This window comes from Gordonia aichiensis NBRC 108223 (assembly GCF_000332975.1).
GTDB lineage: Bacteria > Actinomycetota > Actinomycetes > Mycobacteriales > Mycobacteriaceae > Gordonia > Gordonia aichiensis.
Genome location: NZ_BANR01000003.1, coordinates 244,810 through 264,826 on the forward strand (window position 1 = coordinate 244,810; position 20,017 = coordinate 264,826).

Here is a 20,017-nt window from a genome sequence, read left to right on the forward strand (position 1 = left end):
CGATGCCACGTAAAGGACCCGCACCCAAGCGCCCCCTCGTCAATGACCCGGTCTACGGTTCGACGCTGGTCACCCAGCTGGTGAACAAGATCCTGCTCGACGGTAAGAAGTCGACCGCCGAGCGCATCGTCTACCAGGCACTCGAGCAGGCCCGCGAGAAGACCGGTACCGATCCGGTGGTCACCCTCAAGCGTGCGCTCGACAACGTGAAGCCGACCCTCGAGGTCAAGAGCCGTCGCGTCGGTGGTGCCACCTACCAGGTGCCCGTCGAGGTCAAGCCCAACCGCGCCAACACACTCGCGCTGCGTTGGCTGGTGACCTTCAGCCGTCAGCGTCGCGAGAAGACGATGGTCGAGCGTCTGGCCAACGAGCTGCTCGACGCCTCTAACGGTCTCGGCGCGTCGGTCAAGCGTCGCGAGGACACCCACAAGATGGCCGAGGCCAACCGGGCGTTCGCACACTACCGCTGGTGACATGACCACACCCGGGCACTGGCCGCTCGGAGCGTGGCGACGACCGGCCAGTCCACCCGAGCTTGCGAGGGTGGTGGGCGAGCGCAGGCGAGCCCAGGCTGACAAATGAAGACAGTCTTCAGTCCGAAAACTTCCCGAAGGGAACTTGATGGCACAGGAAGTGCTCAACGACCTCAAAAAGGTTCGCAACATCGGCATCATGGCGCACATCGATGCCGGCAAGACCACCACTACCGAGCGAATCCTCTTCTACACCGGTGTGAACTACAAGATCGGTGAAACCCACGACGGTGCCTCGACCACCGACTGGATGGAGCAGGAGAAAGAGCGGGGTATCACCATCACCTCCGCTGCCGTGACCTGCTTCTGGAACGGCAACCAGATCAACATCATCGACACCCCCGGGCACGTCGACTTCACCGTCGAGGTGGAGCGCAGCCTGCGTGTGCTCGACGGTGCCGTTGCCGTCTTCGACGGCAAGGAGGGCGTCGAGCCCCAGTCCGAGCAGGTCTGGCGTCAGGCCGAGAAGTACGACGTCCCGCGTATCTGCTTCGTCAACAAGATGGACAAGCTGGGCGCCGACTTCTACTTCACCGTGCGCACCATCGAGGAGCGCCTCGGTGCCAAGCCGCTGGTTCTGCAGCTGCCGATCGGCGCCGAAGACAACTTCGACGGTGTCGTCGATCTGATCGAGCAGAAGGCCATCACCTGGCGCGGCACGGTCGAGATCGGCGCGGAGCCGACCATCGAGGAGATCCCCGAGGATCTCAAGGAGAAGGCTGCCGAGTACCGCGAGAAGCTGCTCGAGACCATCGCCGAGAGCGACGAAGAACTGCTCGAGAAGTACTTCGGCGGCGAAGAGCTCACCATCGACGAGATCAAGGGCGCGATCCGCAAGCTCACCATTGCGCGTGAGTACTACCCGGTGCTGTGCGGCTCGGCCTTCAAGAACAAAGGCGTGCAGCCGATGCTGGACGCGGTCATCGATTACCTGCCGTCCCCGCTGGACGTGCCGAGCGTCGAGGGCCACGCGGTGGGCAACGAGGAGGAGATCCTCTCCCGTAAGCCCAGCCGTGACGAGCCGTTCTCGGCTCTGGCGTTCAAGATCGCTGCTCACCCGTTCTTCGGCAAGCTGACGTTCGTGCGTGTTTACTCCGGCCACATCGCGGCGGGCACCCAGGTGCTCAATGCGACCAAGGGCAAGAAGGAGCGCATCGGCAAGCTCTTCCAGATGCATGCCAACAAGGAGAACCCGGTCGAGGAGGCAACCGCGGGCCACATCTACGCGATGATCGGCCTCAAGGACACCACCACCGGCGACACCCTGTGCGATCCGAGCGCGCCGATCGTGCTCGAGTCGATGAGCTTCCCGGACCCGGTCATCAACGTCTCGATCGAGCCGAAGACCAAGTCCGACCAGGAGAAGCTCGGCACCGCGATCCAGAAGCTCGCCGAAGAGGACCCGACGTTCTCCGTGCAGCTCGACGACGAGACCGGCCAGACCGTCATCGGCGGTATGGGCGAGCTCCACCTCGACATCCTCGTCGACCGTATGAAGCGCGAGTTCAAGGTCGAGGCCAACGTGGGCAAGCCGCAGGTCGCCTACCGCGAGACCATCCGCAAGACGGTCGACAAGCACGAGTACACGCACAAGAAGCAGACCGGCGGTTCCGGCCAGTTCGCGAAGGTCATCATCAAGCTCGAGCCCCTCACGGATGCCGAGGACGGTGCGACCTACGAGTTCGAGAACGCCGTCACCGGCGGTCGCGTCCCGCGCGAGTACATCCCGTCGGTGGACGCCGGTGCGCAGGACGCCATGCAGTACGGTGTGCTCGCCGGTTATCCGCTGGTCAATCTGAAGGTCACGCTGCTCGACGGTCAGTACCATGACGTCGACTCGTCGGAAATGGCCTTCAAGATCGCCGGTTCGCAGGCTCTGAAAGAAGCAGCGAAGATGGCGAGCCCGGTCATCCTGGAGCCGATCATGGCCGTCGAGGTCACGACTCCGGAGGACTACATGGGTGACGTGATCGGCGACCTGAACTCCCGCCGTGGCCAGATCCAGGCCATGGAGGAGCGCAGTGGTGCCCGTGTCGTCAAGGCACAGGTCCCGCTGTCGGAGATGTTCGGCTACATCGGCGACCTCCGGTCGCGGACCCAGGGCCGGGCTAACTACTCCATGGTGTTCGACTCGTACGCCGAGGTTCCGGCGAACGTGTCGAAGGAGATCATCGCCAAGGCCACCGGCGAGTAATTCGTCGGCCGGTCAACGGCTTTGACCGCGCGCCAACGGCGCACGCGTCGTGCGGGCATGCATCAGGTGCCCGTACGACGTGGACAACGTAAGAGAAAACCCCTGCTGGGATCCGCCCAGTAGAGCAACACAGTCCAGGAGGACATACAAGTGGCGAAGGCGAAGTTCGAGCGGACCAAGCCGCACGTGAACATCGGCACCATCGGTCACGTCGACCACGGCAAGACCACCCTGACCGCGGCTATCACCAAGGTCCTGCACGACAAGTATCCGGAGCTGAACAAGGCGTCGGCCTTCGACGAGATCGACAAGGCTCCGGAGGAGAAGGCTCGTGGTATCACGATCAACATCTCCCACGTCGAGTACGAGACCGACAAGCGCCACTACGCGCACGTCGATGCCCCGGGTCACGCCGACTACATCAAGAACATGATCACCGGTGCTGCTCAGATGGACGGTGCGATCCTCGTGGTCGCCGCCACTGACGGCCCGATGCCGCAGACCCGTGAGCACGTGCTGCTGGCCCGCCAGGTCGGTGTGCCCTACATCCTGGTCGCCCTGAACAAGGCCGACATGGTCGACGACGAAGAGATCATCGAGCTCGTCGAGATGGAGGTCCGCGAACTGCTGGCCGCCCAGGACTTCGACGAGGACGCCCCGGTCGTGAAGGTCTCGGCGCTCAAGGCGCTCGAGGGCGACGAGAAGTGGGTCAAGTCGGTCGAGGAGCTCATGGAGGCTGTCGACGAGTCGATCCCGGATCCGGTCCGCGAGACCGACAAGCCGTTCCTGATGCCCGTCGAGGACGTCTTCACCATCACCGGCCGCGGCACCGTGGTCACCGGTCGTGTGGAGCGCGGCGAGGTCAACGTGAACGAGGAAGTCGAGATCGTCGGCATCCGCGACAAGTCGACCAAGACCACCGTCACCGGTATCGAGATGTTCCACAAGCTCCTCGATTCCGCTCAGGCAGGCGACAACGCCGGCCTGCTGCTCCGCGGCCTCAAGCGTGAGGACGTCGAGCGTGGCCAGGTCATCGTGAAGCCGGGCACCACGACCCCGCACACCGAGTTCGAGGGCCAGGCCTACATCCTGTCCAAGGACGAGGGCGGCCGTCACACCCCGTTCTTCAACAACTACCGTCCGCAGTTCTACTTCCGTACCACCGACGTGACCGGCGTCGTGACCCTCCCCGAGGGCACCGAGATGGTCATGCCGGGCGACAACACCGAGATGAGCGTCAAGCTCATCCAGCCTGTCGCCATGGATGAGGGCCTGCGCTTCGCCATCCGCGAGGGTGGCCGCACCGTCGGTGCGGGTCGAGTCACCAAGATCATCAAGTGACGTTGCTTCACTGATGTTCTGACTCACTGAGTCGACAACAGCGCCCCAACCGCGTATGCGGTTGGGGCGCTGTTGTGCGTGGTGCACATGATGCAATCCACCAGATCTGTGGGCAAGCTACCTTCGCCGGAGTCGAAGCTGGCTTGCGACAGGTGAGATGGCTGGATTCTTCCGGGCAAACGGCCAATAACTCTAGTTAACTCAAGTCACATCCGCCACTTTGGTAACTGCGGGGTCTCAATGTCGGAGACCTGTGGTCACGACGCCCCGATCGGCTGGCCCGGGAGTCGATGACAGCAATACGGTTCACCGGTGCGTAGGAGATCGTGGTGGTCTGTCGTGCCCATGCGGCGCGCAATCGTTCTGGTGGTTCTGGTCGCGACTGCACTGTGCGTCGGGCTGGTCAATGCGGGGTCGGCGAACGCGGCGTCGTTCGGGAGGTTCTCGGTAGGCGGATGCGGCATGCCTGCGAGCCCCGTCGACATGTGGACGCGCGCAGGCAATTACAAGACCGTCATCGCGCTCGACGGCCTGCGTGCCACCAGTGATGTCAGCGGTTGGCGCCACGAGACGCGCATTCAACGCATGGCCGATTCCGGGGTCAACGTCGTCGAACCGGTCGGCGGTCTCGCGAGCTTCTACTCCGACTGGGAGACGAAGAGTCCCGGCAGCAAGATCGCCTACCGCTACCGGTGGACGTGCCGCCTCGACGCCATCATCCGTGCGCTCGACGCTCGCGGTCTCGCGGTGGGGCCGAAGCAGAAGTACGCCCTGATGGGCATCTCGATGGGCGGCAACGCCGCCATGATCTACGGCGCCTACCACCGCAACCGCATCTCGAGCATCTTCTCGATGTCGGGGTACCTGAACCTGTCGGCCCCGACGATGCGCGAGGCGATCCGCGTCGCGTTGATCGACGCCGGGGTCGAGGCAGGCGTCGGGCCACTGAGCGCGGATGCGATGTGGGGGCCTCCGTGGAGCCCGCGCTGGGAGCGCAACGATCCACTTGTGCAACTGCCCCGGATGCGTGGCATGAAGATCCGTATCGCTTCCGGCTCGGCGACGTGGGGACGCTACAACACCGACGCGGTGTCGTCGATCAAGGGCACTCCTCTCGAAGTGGCGGCTCTGGCTCAGACGCGCGCCTTCGAAGTGGCGGCAGCCCTCCAGAAGATCCCCGTCACGACCGACTTCCCCAACACGGGTACCCACACCTGGGCCTACTGGGAGGACATGGTGTGGCGGGCCAAGAACAGCAGGTGGTTCCACGACAGGTGAGCCTGGGCTCGCGCGTCTTCAGGGGATGCGACGCGCGAGAAGCGGTGAACTTGGTGGACTTCCTTCGCGACGCCGATGTCACGCCCGTGACCGAGGATGGGGAGCGGTTGCCCGTCACACCAACGCGGCTGCGGGCGTGACATCGACGATCACACGATCGACGCGCGTGACCGATCGACACCGGTCGGCCGCGTCACCAATCCGAGAGGCTGACGTAGCCGTCCTGGATCGCGCGAACGAACAGTGCGGCCTTCGACGGAGCGGGCCTGCCGACAGCGTTGTACTTGGCACGGATACGCGAGATGTGGGTGCTGACGGTCGTCGTCCCGAGGAACAACCGGCGTGCGGCTTGCTCCTTGGACTCCGAATGGAGCCACGCGACGAGCACCTCGATCTCACGTGCCGACAGGCGTGCTCGGACCGGCTCATGCTCGATGGTCTCGATCTGATGGAGAGATACGGGTCGATTCCGGACTATCGGTGTCTGGTGCATTGGGCTCCCTGGGCTCACCCCGACGACTGTGGACGGACCCCGCGGACGGACAGTGGACATGCGATCCGCTTGTCGTCTCATCGGTGGAATTATCTTCACGGCCCCATGCGCTACGTGCCCTGTGTGGCGCGTTCGGACAGCAAGTCGATACAACTGTCGATACGCTGACCTGCACAAAAGGGCAGGAGAGTTGATGAGGCCTGAGTCGGTGGGCACGCGTGAAGAACTCGGGCGTGCACTCACAGAACTACGCGTTCAGGCGGGACTGAGTGTGCGTGACGTCGCCGCCGACGCCGACGCACTACTGGGGACCGTTGCGGGCTGGTTCGCCGGACAGCATGCCCCGACCCGTGCGAGCCGGGCCATGTTCACCAGGGTGCTCGGAGTCTGCGGCGTCACCGAGCCCGACCACGTGGCCACCTGGTGGGAGGCCGTCGAGCGCAGTGCGCGCCGGACGGGGCGGCGCCGCACCCGTCCGGATTCCCCCTACCGCGGGTTCGCGGCCTTCGGTCCGGCCGACAGTCAGTTCTTCTTCGGGCGCGACGACCTCGTCGCCCGACTGGTCGACCTCATCGTCGCCACCCGCGGACCCGACCGCGAGGCCAGTGGCATGGCCAGGGGGGTCATGGTCGTCGGGATGTCGGGCGTCGGGAAGTCGTCGCTCGTGCGCGCGGGTCTGCTCGCCGAGGTCGCTCACGAGGGCCCGCTGGCGGGGTGGCGCCACGCGGTGATGACGCCGGGGGACGACGTGACCGCAGCCCTCGACACCGCATTGGGGGAGTTGGCCGCCGACGAGCATCCGGATCGACCAGCGCTGCTCGTGATCGATCAAGCCGAGGAGATGTGGACGCAGAACACCGAGCAGGCACGCGGGCACGCGCTCACCCGAATTCTCGACGTCGCCACGGCGCCGGGCTCGACCATCGTGCCGGTGGGTGTGCTCCGCGCCGACTTCTACGGACGCGTCGTGCCGTGGGTGCCCAAGACACTGGAGAACGCGCAGTTGGTGGTTCCGCCGATGCAGCGCGAACAGTTGCGCGAGATCATTGTCGGCCCCGCGCGAGTCGCCGACGTCGAGGTCGAGCCCGCACTGGTGGAGATGCTCCTCGACGATTCCGTGCCCGCGGCGGGCTCGACGGTAGCCGGCGATCTCCCGCTGCTGTCCTATGCTCTGCTGGCCACCTGGGAGCAATCCGATGGTCGACGCATGACCGTTCGCGACTATCTGGCGACCGGACGTATCGGCGGCGCGGTCGAGCAGGCCGCTGAGAAGGTCTACGGACAGCTGTCCGCGCACGAACAGCAGATTGCGCGACGCATGCTGCTCGCGATGGTCAACGTCGACGAGGACGGGGTGACCAGGCGGCGCGTCCCTCTCGACGAGTTGACCGCCGAGGGGGATCCGGGCGCTGGACGTGTCCTGGAGAACTATGCGGCGTCGCGTCTGGTCACGGTGTCGTCATCGCATGCGCAGGTCACCCACGAGGCACTGCTCACCGCGTGGCCGCGACTGCGCGAATGGATCGACGACGATCGCGAGCAGCTTCTGCTGCGTCGTCGGTTGCGCGCGTTCTCCGAGCCATGGAATGCCGACGGCAGGCCCGACGACATGCTGATCGGCGGGTCGCGGCTCGAGGTGTTCGATCAGTTGGCGCAGGGTTCCGACGACGATCCGATCGACCCGGTCAGCCGCGACTTCCTCGATTCCGCCAACGCACGTCGTGCAGCGATCGTGGAGCGTGAGCGACGACGTTCCGCGCAGTTGCGGCGGGTCGCGCTGTTCGCCGCAGTGTTCGGCGTCGTTGCCCTACTGGCTGCCGTGTTCGCGGTTGTCGCCGGTGTGAATGCCGTTGATCAGCGCAAGGATGCCGAGAACGCGAGGAATGAGGCGCTGAGCCGACAGCTCGCCGTGCAGTCGGCCGACCTCGGTACCCGGGATCCGTTCATGTCGGCGCAACTCGCGATGGTCGCCTACCAGGCTGCGCCGACCCTCGAGGCGCGATCACGTCTCATCGACGCCACCGGCCGCGGTGTTCCGGTCCGCTACCTCGGCGACCCGGGTTCGGTGCTGATGTCGCGCGCGGGCTCGCTGGTCGCCGCCGCGGGAGCAGCAGGCCAGGTGCGTCTGTTCAGGGTCGGCGACAACGGCGTGACGGCGCAGATCGCCGACTTCCGGGCGCCCGGCGGCGGCGGCAGACTGGCCGGTGTCGCACTGATGCCCGACGCCAGAACCCTGCTGCTCGGCGGACGCGGGACGATCACCGCGTGGAACATCGCCGATCCGGCGCACCCGTTGCGCCAGTACGACTTCCCCGAAGTCAGCGGGGATATCGACCGTCTCGTCGTCAGCCCTGACGGTCGGGTGGTGGTCGCATCCGTGCCCGCCACCGGCGTCGTGGCGTGGGTGACGGTCGACGGCTCGTGGCGACGAATCCCGTTGCCGCCGAGAGTCGCAGGGGTGGCCGGGGCGGCCGCGTTCAGCCCCGACGGAAAGTCGTTGGCCACCAGCAGTGCGAACCGTCGGATCGACCTGTGGCGGGTTGAGGGCGACGCCCTGGTTCCGACGGGAGAGATCCCGCTCGACCAGTGGCGCGACAACGAGCTGGCACAGGGGCTCGTCTACAGTCCGGACGGCTCGCGTCTCCTGGCCGCACTGCGCAGTCGTGTGATCAATGAGTTCGACGTCGTCGACCCTGCGGCGGCGCGGTCGGTCGCCCGGTTCACCGGGTTCAACAGCTACGTGAGCGCGGTGGGGCTCAGCGAGGATGGAGCCAAGGTCGTCGGGGCCGGCGCGGACAACACGATCAGGGTCTTCGATCGCGCGAATCCTGCTGCAGCACCGCAGGTCATGACCGGATCGTCGAACGCGGTGTCGGTGGTGTTCGCCGGCGACCACGTGGTCGCCTCCAGCGAGGACGGTCGGGTGCAGGACTGGCCGCCGGTGCACGGCATGACGTCGGTGGGAACCAACAGCGTCTACCAGATACCCGCCAACCGCGATGCGACGACGATCGTCGCAGCCGACTCCGGCACCGACGGTCGCATCACCCAGTGGCGCGTCGGGCGTGACGGGCTGACGCGCAGCGGTCCCGATCTCGTTCCGCCAGCGGGGATGGTCTACTCGGGTGCGGTGGTGATGACGCCGTCGGGTCGCGTCGTCACCACCGGAACGGTTACCGGCACAGTACAATTCGCCGACTACAGTGATCCGCAGAAGCCTCACGTGGTCGGCAGTGTCGCGGCCCAGCCGACGCTGAACGAGACCGTGGACTACAGCGAACGCTCAGGGCTCGCCATCACCGGAGCCGCCGACGGTAACGCCCTCACCGTGATCGACGCATCGACACTCTCGTCGCCCAGGGTCGTCTCTCGGTTCGACACGGGCGGGGGGATCGCATGGGCGTCGTTGAGTCCCGACGGCCGCACCGCAGCGGTGGCGACCGTCACCGGGCCCATCCGCCTCATCGATTTGTCCAACCCCGCGGCACCGCGCGCGCACCCTGATCCGATCACGTTCAAGGCCTCGGCGCTCTCGGTACGCTTCGCTCCGTCGGGTGACAAGCTCGTCGCGACATCCGAGGAACGCAACGTCGAGGTGGTCGACATCTCCGACAAGGACCACCCGCGCGCAACCGCTGAACTCTCCGGGCCTGCCGGGCAGCTCTACAGTGCGGGGTTCTCCGCAGACGGTGAGCGCGTGGTCGCGGGCGGGAGCAATTCGGAAGTGTGGGTGTGGGACCTCGCCGACGGCGATGCCGACGTGGTGCTGCGGTCGTATCCGGGCCGGGTCTACGACGTCCGTTTCCTCCCCGACGACCGTATCGTCGCGGCAGGTCAGGGAGGGTTCATGGAAACCTGGAACCTCAGCGCCGATCGGATCATCGACGAGCAGTGTTCACGAGGTGCCAACCCCATCACGCCCGACGAGTGGCGCACCTACGTCCACGGCATCGACTACCGGTCGCCCTGCGGCCGGTGACCGGCCCACAACTGGTCGATGCGCTCGGGGGCATCGAGGACCCACTTCGTCGGGACTACCCTCGGAAGGCGTGCGTATTCTCCATCGTCAGCGGACCGACGCCGACCCCGCGGTCGCGCAGTCGCTCGCAGTGGACGTGTCGGGACCCATCGACACCGGCGTCCCGGTCGTTCTCCTGCACGGCATGGCGTCCGACCACACCACCTGGCGGGCGTTCGCGCGAGCGCTTCGACGACGCGGTCGTTCGGTGGTCTCGATGGACATGCGCGGCCACGGCGTGAGCAGTCGCGAGAAGCACTACCGACTCGACGACTTCCGCGCCGACGTGCGGTTCGTCCTCGACGAACTCGGCCTGCGCACCGTCGACGTCGTCGGCCACTCCCTGGGCGCACACACCGCGCTGCGCGTGGCGATGGATCAGCCCGAACGTGTGCGGCGGCTGGTGCTCGAAGAGATCCCGCCGATGCCGCGCGACCGGGCCGACCTCGACGAGGAGATCGTCGTCGACGCCACGCTGGGTGAGCGACTGCGCGGATTGGGCCAGGTGATCGCCGACCCGCGGCCGTTCCTCCGCTACGACAGAGCGGTCACCGATCAGGTCAACGCCGAGTTCGCGGTCGCTGCACCGCAGTGGTGGGATGCACTCGACGACGTCGGTGCGCGCACCCTCGTCATCTCCGGGGGCCGACGTAGTTTCCTTCCGCCGCAGCACCTTCGGACGCTCAGCGAGCGTCTGCCCGACGGATCGTTCGAGATCATCGACGCAGGCCACTCGGTTCACCGTGACCAGCGGTCGCGGTTCGTGCGCCGCGCAGGCGATTTCCTCACGGCCTCGGCGTGAGCGCCCCCGACAGCGCCCCCGGGCGGCCCGCGCTGCCACCGGTCCGGGAGATCCTCGAGAACGCGCTAGTCGTCGCGCTGCCGATGAGGACACGATTCCGGGGAATCACCCGTCGTGAGGCGATGATCTTTCGGGGACCGGCGGGCTGGGGCGAGTTCGCTCCGTTCGTCGAGTACGACGACGAGGAATCGGCGGCGTGGCTTGCCGCGGGGATCGAGGCTGCGTACCTGGGACATGTTCCTGCGCAGCGAGATTCGGTGCCGGTCAATGCCACGGTGCCGGCCGTCGCTGCCGAACAGGTGGCGGAGATCGTTGCCCGCTATCCCGGCGCGACGACCGCCAAGGTGAAGGTGGCCGAGCCGGGCCAGTCGCTGTCCGACGACGTCGACCGGGTGGCTGCGGCGCGCGCCGTGATACCGCGGGTACGGATCGATGCCAATGGAAAGTGGACCGTACCGCAGGCGATCTCGGCCATTCGTGCCATCGGTGATGTCGAGTACGCCGAGCAGCCGTGTGCGACCGTCGACGAGCTGGCCCTGGTGCGCCGCGCAGTCGATGTGCCGATCGCGGCCGACGAGTCGATTCGCAAAGCCGCCGACCCGATGCGTGTGGTCTCCGCGGACGCCGCCGACATCGCGGTGCTCAAGGTCGCGCCGCTCGGTGGCATGCGCGCCGTGATACGGCTGTCCGAGCTGATCGGGCTTCCGGTCGTCGTGTCGAGCGCTCTCGATACGGCGGTCGGCGTGGCTGCCGGGGTCGCCGCAGCAGCCGGACTCGACAGCCTCGACCTCGCCTGCGGACTCGGCACCGGTTCACTGTTCACCACCGACGTCGCCGAACCGTTCGTGCCCGAGTGTGGCGTCCTCGTCCCGCGATGGTTCGGTAGCACTGTCGATCTCGCGCCCGAAGCACTCGCGGCGCCGGAGCGAACGGCGTGGTGGCATGACCGTCTACGCCGCTGTCACGACGTGCTGAGCAGACGTGGCGGCGCGGCGGAGTTCGTCAAACCGTAGAGACATTATTCTCGATCTGTTCCAATGGTGTGAGAAGTGGATCACACCGACAGTCGCGGAGTCGCGCCGACGGAAAGGTTGCGTCATGACGATCATCGCCCCCGCGCCTGCAGGAAGCGGACTGCGCGCGGTGCAGTGTGCCGACCGCAACGGAATGCTCGAGGTGCTGTCGATGCGTCGCGGCCCGTTCGCCTACGCGGCGGCCCGCCGCGCGGAGTTCGGCCCGATCTACGGGATCAATGCGCTCGGTATGCGGATGGTGATCGCCTCCGGACCCGACGCCGCCGATACCATCCTGCGCAATCGCAACCGTGCCTTCGCCAACGGGCCGGCGTGGGACTACCTGATCGGCCCGTTCTTCAATCGAGGGCTGATGCTGCTCGACTTCGATGAGCACCGCCATCACCGACTGCTGATGCAACAGGTCTTCTCCAACACCGCACTCAAGGGCTACATGCAGGAGATGTCGCCCATGATCGTCGATCGCATGCGGCGATTTCCCACTGGGAAGGTGCGATTGGCCAACGAGTTCAAGGCCTTGACGCTCGACGTCGCGCTCGAGGTGTTCCTCGGTGTCGAGCTACCCCGTGACGAGGCCGACCGTCTGAACAAGGCCTTCATCGAAACGGTGCGGGCGGGAGTTGCGTTGGTCCGCAGGCCCGTTCCCGGCGGCCGTTGGTGGAAGGGATTGCGGTCGCGGCGCATCCTCGAGGAGTTCTTCTACTCCGCGATCGCCGACAAACGCCGACGTGAGACCCCGGATCTGTTTTCGGTGCTGTGTCACGCCGAAACCGAAGAGGGACAGCGCTTCAGCGACGACGACGTGGTCAACCACATGATCTTCGTGTTGATGGCGGCGCACGACACGTCGACCATCACCATGACGCAGATGGCATATCACCTCGCTCGCAACCGTGAGTGGCAGCAACGCGCACGTGACGAATCAGACGATCTGCCAGCCGAACTCGGCTATGACGATCTCGGCAGCCTTTCCACTCTCGACCTCGTCATGCGGGAAGCGCTGCGGTTGTGTCCGCCTGTGCCCTCCCAGCCGCGTGCCGCTGTCGTCGACACATCCATCGGCGACTTCTTCATCCCGGAGGGCACGATGGTCTCGGTACCTCAGTTGGCCAATCACCGCGACCCCGAGATCTATTCGGAGCCCGACCGGTTCGACCCCGAACGGTTCACACCCGAACGTGCCGAGGACAAGCGACACCGCATGGGCTGGGCGCCGTTCGGCGGTGGGGTGCACAAGTGCATCGGGTTGTACTTCGGTCAGATGGAGATCAAGACGATCATGCACCAACTGCTGCGCGGTTATGAGTGGTCGGTGCCCGACGACTATGTGATGCCCATGGATTACAGCGCGCTTCCCGTGCCCGCCGACCGTTTGCCGGTCGTGCTCCGGCGACGATGAGCGGCTCGGTGCGCGCGGCGTCGGGCAGCGTCAGTGCAGGTGCCGCGCCGATGGATCCGGACGTACGACGGCGCAAACGACGCAACACTCGTAGCCCCGCAGACCAGGAGGCTGCCATCCTCGCCGCTGCTGCAGACGAGTTCACCCACGCCGGGATCGCGCAGGCGAACGTCGATGCGGTGGCCGCACGTGCGGGGGTCAGTAGGAGCACGCTCTACCGCAGGTTCGCGAACAAGGACGCTCTGCTTCACGCGGTCGCCGCCGATCGCTACGAGCGGGGAATGCGTGAACTCGACGCCGCGGTGGCCGGACTCGGGCCGTCCGACGCCGTGGTCGAGGCATTCTGGAGGGGCGCCCGGATGGTCTCCGACGATCCGCTGCTGCACCGGCTGATCCTCGCCGACCACGGACTCAAACGTCTCACTGCCGAACTCGGGGCACTGTTCGTCGAGGTCGCGACCGCGCGGATCGCGGCTGTCCTGCGTGCCGCGGGCGCCCGAATGCCCGCAGACGATCTCACCCAGGCCGTGGAAATACATGTGCGTCTGGTGATCTCGTATCTGGAGATGCCCTCGTCTGACGCCGAGCGGCGCGAACCTGCCAGTGTGCGCCAGTTCGCGGAGACGTTCCTCGCACCGATGATCTGGTGAGAGTGCGCCGCGACACCCTACTAGGGTGGATCCACGTGGTCCAGAGTCGTAACCGCACGGCCACACGAGCACACGAGATGACAGGGAGGACGTGCGTCATGACGCGGCGCGCAGGAACCGGTTCGACGTCCGCGGGTGCGTCGGATCGGGAGCCGTCCACCAGCGATCGCACCCTGCTCGCACAGGATCGCGCCGCGCGCGCACAGTTGCGCAATGCCCGTGACGATCTTCTCGACGCCGAGGTCGCCGCCGGTCTGCGAGCGGGAGTCCGACCGATCTGGTGGTTCGTCGTCGCAGTCGTGACGATCGGTGCCGTCGTGGCTGCAGCCACTGGGGTGAGCGCGTGGGTACGGGCGGCAGATGCGTACACCGACGACGACTATCGGCACACCGCGACCGAGGTCGCGTCACTGCTGTTGTCTGCCGACCCGGCCGATCCCGACCGTGCGCGCCGAATTCTCGACCATGCCACCGGCGGATTCCACGACGAATTCGCCCAGTCGGCGCGCAGCTACACCGATTACGTCAGACGCTCCGGGACGGTCGGGGACGCCACGGTCGGCGGGTCGGGCGTCTCGGCGCGCTCCGGCGACGACGCAACGGTCCTGGTGTCGGCGCTGGTCGACTATCGCGGTCAGCAGCAGGCGCCGACGCGTGAGTTCCGGTTGAAGATGTTGGTCGTGCCCGACGACGGCGAGCTCAAGGTGGGCGCCGTGCGGTACCTGCCGTGAGCTCGATACCTACGCGCACGCGCGCGAACGAGATTCGCGGGCAACAGGTCGTCGGCATCCGACGGGCTCTCGTCCTCCTGGTCTGCGCCGCTGTCGTGCTCGCCGCAGTGGCGGCAGGTGTCGTGCTGGCATCGCGGGCTGTGGTGCACAACAGCGCCGTCGACCGAGCGCGTGGCGAGGTTCGCGCGCAGGCGGGACAGACGGTCGCGGCGATCTTCACCGTGCACTCCGCGACGTGGAGATCCGAGCGAGCGCGTGCCCGCGAACTCGTCGCGGGAGATTTCGCGACGAGCTTTGCCGCTCAGCTCGAGCGTGGGCCGACCGACGGAGTCACGGCGGTCGAATGGCGGCCGAATGACGTAGCCGTGAGCGGTGGCGATGCCGACAACGCAACGGTGCTGATGACCGCAACGGTCACCACACTGCGCGCCGGCGCCGAACCGGAAACCGAGAAACGAACGGTGAGTGCGTCATTCGTCGACAGTGACGGTCGTTGGCTGGTGACCGGAGTCGAGGTGCTCGCGTGAATGCAGTCGACGAATCGCCGGAGGAACACCGAGTTCGTGTCGCCGCAGAGAAGGTCGAGGAGGCCACCCGCACGGCTCGGCGCGCGCGCATCGACGCGGCAGATGCGCTGCGTGCCCGTGCCAGAAGCCGGACGCGTGCACTCCGGCTCTGCCTGACGGGTGCCGCGGCACTCATCGTGTGCGGGCTGGTGGCGGTCATCGTGCTCGTCGTCGTCGACCGCAGGCAGGACGAGCGTGCAGATGACCGGCACGCAGTATTGGCGGCAGCCCGCGGTGCGGTCACCGCGATGCTCACCGCGACGCCGAAGGATGCGACCGGTTACGCCGACAGGATCATCGCGAACAGTACAGGCGCCGAGCATGATCGGCTCAGTGCGGCACGTGGTGCGCTCATCGCGGCCATCACCTCGTCGGAGACCGCGATGTCGGGCCGCGTGATCGCGGCGGGACTCATGAGGGACCCGACGACGACGTCCGACGGTGCGCGTGCCGACGCGCTCGTCACCGCCCAGGCGTCCGACCCCGCACTGTTGGGTGCCGAGCAGGACTCCGACGTCGTCACGGTGCGGCTTGCTCTCGAACGTGTCGGCGGGGCGTGGAAGATCGCGGAGTTGGTACTGACGTGAGATCGTTCGTCATCGGCCGCACGGTGCCGCGTCGTGCACGCAGGGTGCTGGGAGCGGCGTCGTTGATCGTCCTCGTCGCGCTGGTGGTCGCAGCGGTGTCGTGGACATGTGCCCGCATCGAGCGTCCAGTTCCCGACACCGAGGCACGCGCCGCGCTGTTGCAGGCCACAGAACGCATCGTCGCAGAGACGTTGAGTATCACCCCTGACATGACGCAGGCGCAGCGCGATACCGTGGCGGCCGGGCTGACCGATCCACTGGCCACCCGGTACGCGCTCGACGGCCAGGACGCCGTGCTGCCCGGTGCGCGTGCCGGGAGGCTGACAGTGCACGCGGACGTCGTCGATGTCGGCCTGGCGTCTTACACCCCGTCGGACGCGCGGGTGCTGGTCTTCGTCGACGAGACGCTCCAGAACTCAGCAGGCCCGAACGGCGAGAATTCGCCCACCAGAACCCCTATTGCTCGGTGGGCCCACATGCGTAAGGTCGACGAGAACTGGTTACTGGCCGACCTCACACCCGTGGGTGACATCACCCGTTGACTCGGAGCCGACGAGATCCGTTGGCACCGAGGCGAGGTGATCGGTCGACGGGCGGGCGCAGTGTCGTCGAGGGGTGTGTGGTCGTGCCGAGCGAGAGGATCTCATGGGTGCAGCAGCAGCGGGTGTGGTGATTGTCGGGGCCGGACTCGGAGCCGTTCGGGTGGCCGAGAACCTACGTGCCGATTCCTACGACAAGGCGATCACACTGATCGGAGCCGAGCCGCATCCACCGTATGATCGTCCGCCCCTGTCGAAATCGGTGCTGCTCGGCAAGGAGGATCGGGTAGACCTCAAACCGGAGGATTTCTACGCGGACTCCGACATCACGCTTCGTATGGGCAGTACCGTGACCGCCGTCGACACCGACGCCGGGACGGTGACGGTTCGCGACGAGCGGGGCGAGCAGAGCACGGTCGCCTACGAGACGCTGGTCTTGGCGACCGGTCTGCGACCGCGCGCATTCCCGGGTACGGATGCGATGTCTGGAGTGCACACACTCCGCACGTACGCCGACGCTCTTGCTGTCCGCTCAGCCATCGATTCGGCGCAGAACGCGGTGGTCATCGGCGCCGGTTTCATCGGCTGTGAGGTCGCCGCGAGCCTCTCCTCGCAGGGAGTGTCGGTCACGATCGTCGAACCGGCGCCGACACCGCTCGCGCTTGCGCTCGGACCCCGGATCGGGGCGCTCGTCACCCGGATGCACGAGACCAACGGCGTGACCGTGCGTACGGGGGTCGGCGTCGCCGAGATCGTGGCACGCGAGGGCGGCGCGGTTCGAGAGATCAGGCTCGACGACGGGTCCGTTCTTCCCGCCGACCTCGTCGTCGCCGGAATCGGGTCGGTGCCGGTCACCGACTACCTCGACGGATCCGACATCGAGATCGCGCCGCGATCAGCCGGCGGCGGAATCGCCTGCGACGCACGGGGGCGGACATCGGCGCCGGGTGTCTACGCCGTCGGCGACGTGGCCAATTGGCTCGACGCCACCGGAGTCACGCGCCGCGTCGAGCACTGGAACCACACGGTCGAGCAGGCGGCCGTCGTCGCAGCAGATATCACGGGTGCGCAGGGGGTCACGGCTGCGGTGCCCTACTTCTGGAGCGATCAATTCGATCTGAAGATCCAGGTTCTCGGCGATCCTCGGGCCGACGACGACGTGCACATCGTCTCCGACGACGGGAAGAAGTTCCTCGCCTACTACAGCAGGGACGGGGTGCTCACCGCCGTCGTCGGCGCGGGCAAGGTCGGTGCGGTGATGAAGACGCGGCCGAAATTACAGACACCGACCCCGATCTCGGAGCTCGTGCCCGACGCATGACTCGTGCACGACCCGTGAACCTCGAGACCGTGGCATCGCGGCGTCGGCATGGGTAGATCGGAAGCGTCGGCTGACGATGTGGTTGCCGCCATCGTCGAACTCGCCGATCCGCAGCGCGCGGCGTCGATGGCGACCTACTTTCAGGCGCGGCCCGGCGGATACGGAGGAGATGACGAGTTCCTCGGCGTCCGGGTGCCCCAACTGCGCGGGATCGCCAAGCGGTTCCGTGGCATCGACAGGGAGCAGGTCCGCGTCCTGCTCGCCTCGCGTTTCCATGAGGTGCGGTTGGCCGGGCTGTTCTGCGCCCGTGACGGATTCGAACGCGCCGCGCGCACGGGGTCCGGCGCCGGGGAGTGTGACGGCTGGGTGTCGGACTACCTCGCAGCGGTCGCAATGGGGTCGGTGAACAACTGGGACCTCGTCGATTCGTCGGCGGATCCGATACTCGGTGAGTGGACGTGGCGTAACGGCGACTGTGATGTGCTGGTGGATTACGCTCGACGAGATAAGTTGTGGGAGCGCAGAATCGGCATCATCGGGACGTTCGCCTGGATCAAACACGACGACGCGCGGGCGCTTCTGGCCGTCGCTCCGCTGGTGATCGACGATCCGCGCCCGCTGATCCAGAAGGCCTTCGGATGGATGCTGCGCGAGATGGGCAAGCGCGTCGACCCGGGATTGCTGGTGTCCTACCTCGACGACCACGCGGCGCAGATGGGCCGTACCGCACTGGGTTACGCGGTCGAGCACCTCGACGCCGACCGCCGTGCACACTACCGATCGCTGCGCTGAGCAGTGATTCAGGCAGGGTGACCTGCGCGGAGCATTCGCTCGCGAAGCGCGTCGTAGATCGGCGGACTGCGCAGGAGTGACGCGACGATCACGGCGGCGGCGCCCGCCGCGAGGAGTAAGACAGTAACGCTCGTGATGGTCGTCATCTCGATGACCAGCACGATGCCGGTGAACGGTGCCCTGACCACGGAGGCGAACAAGCTCGACATCCCGACGAGCACGAGCGACAGCACCAGTTGGTGGCCCAGATCAGCGGAGAACACGTCGATGCAGCGTGCGAACAACAAACCGAGTAGAGCGCCGAGAGCGAGCATCGGCGCGAAAATGCCGCCCGGGGTCCCCACCGAGTACGACAGCGGCCCGCCGACGAAGCGCACGGCGAGGAAGACGATCAGGGTGAGTAACGCGAAACGCTGGCCGTCGAAGATCTTCTGCGACAGCGCGTCTCCGCCACCCACGAGGTCGGGGTCGATCTGCATCACCGCGCCGATGACGGCACCGACGGCGGCGGCCTTCACGACGGCGGGAAGACGAGAGAGCGCGTCGAACCAGCGCAGCGTCGCCCGGATGAGCCAGTTGTAGGCAACACCCACCAGCCCGACGAATGCGCCGAACACGACGAACAACGGGAGTAGCGCGAAGCTCGGCCGTGCGATCGCGGGCACTATGAAGTCGGGGTGGTCGCCGAGAACAAGACGTGAGCACCCCACCGCGGTCGCGACCGAGGCCAGAGTCCAGACCACGAGCCGGATACGCACGTTCTTGGCGATCTCCTCGAAGACGAACATCGCCGCGCTGATCGGTGCATTGAAGGCGACGGCGAGACCCGCGCCCGCCATGACGGTCTGCAGTCCGCGGACCTCGTCGAGGGTCGCTCGGCACAGACGTCCCGCGGCCGCACCGATGGTCGCGCCGATATGCACCGTCGGCCCTTCACGGCCGAGCACCATTCCGGCGAGACCGATCGAGAGTAGCCCGCCCACGAAACGCGCGGGAACCACTTTCAGCGGCGGCGGATCGGCTTCGCGACGTTCGACGGCCTCGACGTGCTGGATCCCGCTGCCCGCCGCGAGCGGGACCCGAACGGCGACCCAGGTGGCCCCCGCGGCCGCTGCAGCCGAGACCGCCACGGGCACAAGCCAACCCCACGGCCCGTGTGACGAGGTCCAGCCCAGGACCGTACCGGTCCGCCAGGTGTCGATGTGTTGCAGGAGCCACCGGAAGCCACCGCCGACGAACCCCGTGACCGCACCCGCTGCCGCCGCGATCAGGGTCAGGAGTACCAGTGCTCGCACGTCGAGCCGTTCGTGCTCGACGCGGTGGAAGCCCGCGTGGTCGGAGTGACTCACGAAGCGTTGCGGAAGACCTTCACCGCCGCGGCGATGAGTGGGATCTGTAGCGGCAGACGACCGATGGCGATGGCCCTATAAGCGACGGGCTTGTGCCACCACATGCGCACCATGTTGATGTTGGCCGGGTAGACCGCGACGAACAGTGCTGCGGCGGACCCCGCGGCGAGTCGACGGGTCTGTGGCACAAGCAGTCCCGCTCCGATGCCGAGTTCTGCGACACCCGACGCGTAGGTCAGCGCGCGGGCGTCGGTCCCGAGCGCGCCGCTGATCTCGGGCGGCACGATGTCGTCGAAGGGTTTCGGGACCGCGAAGTGCAACGCGCCCATACCGAGCAGCATGCCGCCGAGCACACGCGCCAGACGGTTGGAGGGGACGTCTGGCGTCATG

18 protein-coding genes are annotated in these 20,017 nt (G+C 66.6%); 15 read left to right on the plus strand and 3 right to left on the minus strand.

Features of this window, described 5'->3' with window-relative positions:
• Nucleotides 1–2 precede the first annotated feature (2 nt).
• The 4 genes from rpsG to GOACH_RS02680 all read left to right on the plus strand — a co-directional run bounded on the left by rpsG (nt 3) and on the right by GOACH_RS02680 (nt 5,346).
• The gene (gene rpsG, locus GOACH_RS02665) at nt 3–473 is read left to right on the plus strand and encodes a 30S ribosomal protein S7 (protein WP_005170081.1); all 471 of its coding nucleotides are present in this window, start codon (nt 3–5) and stop codon (nt 471–473) included.
• A 148-nt stretch (nt 474–621) separates the two neighbouring features.
• Nucleotides 622–2,727: an elongation factor G gene (gene fusA, locus GOACH_RS02670; protein WP_005170084.1), complete on the plus strand. Its 2,106-nt coding sequence runs from the start codon at nt 622–624 to the stop codon at nt 2,725–2,727.
• Nucleotides 2,728–2,877: 150 nt separating this feature from the next.
• Nucleotides 2,878–4,068 (plus strand): elongation factor Tu, encoded by a 1,191-nt coding sequence (gene tuf / locus GOACH_RS02675; protein WP_005170087.1) that lies wholly within the window; start codon nt 2,878–2,880, stop codon nt 4,066–4,068.
• Nucleotides 4,069–4,413: 345 nt separating this feature from the next.
• Nucleotides 4,414–5,346, plus strand: coding sequence for an alpha/beta hydrolase (locus GOACH_RS02680; protein ID WP_005170090.1), 933 nt, complete (start codon nt 4,414–4,416; stop codon nt 5,344–5,346).
• Nucleotides 5,347–5,539: 193 nt separating this feature from the next.
• Here the strand turns inward: GOACH_RS02680 and GOACH_RS02685 are convergent, their stop codons facing one another.
• Nucleotides 5,540–5,839: a response regulator transcription factor gene (locus GOACH_RS02685; RefSeq protein ID WP_005170098.1), complete on the minus strand. Its 300-nt coding sequence runs from the start codon at nt 5,837–5,839 to the stop codon at nt 5,540–5,542.
• Nucleotides 5,840–6,032: 193 nt separating this feature from the next.
• Here GOACH_RS02685 and GOACH_RS02690 point away from each other — a divergent pair, with 193 nt between their 5' ends.
• The 11 genes from GOACH_RS02690 (at nt 6,033) to GOACH_RS02740 (ending at nt 18,278) form a co-directional block, all read left to right on the plus strand.
• Nucleotides 6,033–9,818, plus strand: coding sequence for an NACHT and WD repeat domain-containing protein (locus GOACH_RS02690; RefSeq protein WP_005170102.1), 3,786 nt, complete (start codon nt 6,033–6,035; stop codon nt 9,816–9,818).
• A 70-nt stretch (nt 9,819–9,888) separates the two neighbouring features.
• A complete protein-coding gene (locus GOACH_RS02695) occupies nt 9,889–10,659 on the plus strand; it encodes an alpha/beta fold hydrolase (protein WP_005170104.1) in 771 nt (256 codons plus the stop codon).
• An 83-nt stretch (nt 10,660–10,742) separates the two neighbouring features.
• A complete protein-coding gene (locus tag GOACH_RS02700; protein ID WP_245551808.1) occupies nt 10,743–11,672 on the plus strand; it encodes an o-succinylbenzoate synthase in 930 nt (309 codons plus the stop codon).
• Between the two features lie 85 nt (nt 11,673–11,757).
• Nucleotides 11,758–13,092, plus strand: coding sequence for a cytochrome P450 (locus GOACH_RS02705; RefSeq protein WP_005170109.1), 1,335 nt, complete (start codon nt 11,758–11,760; stop codon nt 13,090–13,092).
• A 50-nt stretch (nt 13,093–13,142) separates the two neighbouring features.
• On the plus strand, nt 13,143–13,742 hold the full coding sequence (locus GOACH_RS02710; RefSeq protein ID WP_040517650.1) for a TetR/AcrR family transcriptional regulator: 600 nt from the start codon (nt 13,143–13,145) through the stop codon (nt 13,740–13,742).
• Nucleotides 13,743–13,840: 98 nt separating this feature from the next.
• Nucleotides 13,841–14,473, plus strand: coding sequence for an Rv1363c family protein (locus GOACH_RS02715; protein WP_005170119.1), 633 nt, complete (start codon nt 13,841–13,843; stop codon nt 14,471–14,473).
• Nucleotides 14,470–15,000: a hypothetical protein gene (locus tag GOACH_RS02720; protein WP_005170120.1), complete on the plus strand. Its 531-nt coding sequence runs from the start codon at nt 14,470–14,472 to the stop codon at nt 14,998–15,000. Before GOACH_RS02715 ends, GOACH_RS02720 begins: the two co-directional genes overlap by 4 nt.
• Complete coding sequence (locus GOACH_RS02725) at nt 14,997–15,626, plus strand: hypothetical protein (protein ID WP_005170121.1); 630 nt, start codon at nt 14,997–14,999, stop codon at nt 15,624–15,626. Before GOACH_RS02720 ends, GOACH_RS02725 begins: the two co-directional genes overlap by 4 nt.
• Complete coding sequence (locus GOACH_RS02730) at nt 15,623–16,168, plus strand: hypothetical protein (RefSeq protein WP_005170123.1); 546 nt, start codon at nt 15,623–15,625, stop codon at nt 16,166–16,168. Before GOACH_RS02725 ends, GOACH_RS02730 begins: the two co-directional genes overlap by 4 nt.
• Nucleotides 16,169–16,271: 103 nt before the next feature.
• Nucleotides 16,272–17,486 carry an NAD(P)/FAD-dependent oxidoreductase gene (locus tag GOACH_RS02735; protein ID WP_005170126.1) on the plus strand — a complete coding sequence of 405 codons (1,215 nt, stop codon included), beginning with the start codon at nt 16,272–16,274 and terminating at the stop codon, nt 17,484–17,486.
• 48 nt (nt 17,487–17,534) lie between these two features.
• Entirely contained in the window at nt 17,535–18,278 is a 744-nt protein-coding gene (locus GOACH_RS02740) for a DNA alkylation repair protein (RefSeq protein ID WP_040517499.1), read from the plus strand.
• Nucleotides 18,279–18,286: 8 nt separating this feature from the next.
• On the opposite strand, the gene GOACH_RS02745 is transcribed toward GOACH_RS02740, so the two are convergent.
• Together GOACH_RS02745 and GOACH_RS02750 are read right to left on the minus strand one after the other, a co-directional pair.
• Entirely contained in the window at nt 18,287–19,627 is a 1,341-nt protein-coding gene (locus GOACH_RS02745; RefSeq protein WP_005170132.1) for a ClC family H(+)/Cl(-) exchange transporter, read from the minus strand.
• A complete protein-coding gene (locus GOACH_RS02750) occupies nt 19,624–20,016 on the minus strand; it encodes a DoxX family protein (protein WP_005170133.1) in 393 nt (130 codons plus the stop codon). The genes GOACH_RS02745 and GOACH_RS02750 overlap by 4 nt, the downstream gene beginning before the upstream one ends.
• Between the last annotated feature and the right edge of the window lies 1 nt (nt 20,017).

Coding starts and splice junctions, on each gene's coding strand:
- rpsG (WP_005170081.1), top strand. CDS start 3: ATGCCACGTAAAGGACCCGCACCCAAGCGCCCCCTCGTCAATGACCCG.
- fusA (WP_005170084.1), top strand. CDS start 622: ATGGCACAGGAAGTGCTCAACGACCTCAAAAAGGTTCGCAACATCGGC.
- GOACH_RS02680 (WP_005170090.1), top strand. CDS start 4,414: ATGCGGCGCGCAATCGTTCTGGTGGTTCTGGTCGCGACTGCACTGTGC.
- GOACH_RS02685 (WP_005170098.1), bottom strand. CDS start 5,839: ATGCACCAGACACCGATAGTCCGGAATCGACCCGTATCTCTCCATCAG.
- GOACH_RS02690 (WP_005170102.1), top strand. CDS start 6,033: ATGAGGCCTGAGTCGGTGGGCACGCGTGAAGAACTCGGGCGTGCACTC.
- GOACH_RS02700 (WP_245551808.1), top strand. CDS start 10,743: ATGAGGACACGATTCCGGGGAATCACCCGTCGTGAGGCGATGATCTTT.
- GOACH_RS02705 (WP_005170109.1), top strand. CDS start 11,758: ATGACGATCATCGCCCCCGCGCCTGCAGGAAGCGGACTGCGCGCGGTG.
- GOACH_RS02710 (WP_040517650.1), top strand. CDS start 13,143: ATGGATCCGGACGTACGACGGCGCAAACGACGCAACACTCGTAGCCCC.
- GOACH_RS02715 (WP_005170119.1), top strand. CDS start 13,841: ATGACGCGGCGCGCAGGAACCGGTTCGACGTCCGCGGGTGCGTCGGAT.
- GOACH_RS02735 (WP_005170126.1), top strand. CDS start 16,272: ATGGGTGCAGCAGCAGCGGGTGTGGTGATTGTCGGGGCCGGACTCGGA.
- GOACH_RS02740 (WP_040517499.1), top strand. CDS start 17,535: ATGGGTAGATCGGAAGCGTCGGCTGACGATGTGGTTGCCGCCATCGTC.
- GOACH_RS02750 (WP_005170133.1), bottom strand. CDS start 20,016: ATGACGCCAGACGTCCCCTCCAACCGTCTGGCGCGTGTGCTCGGCGGC.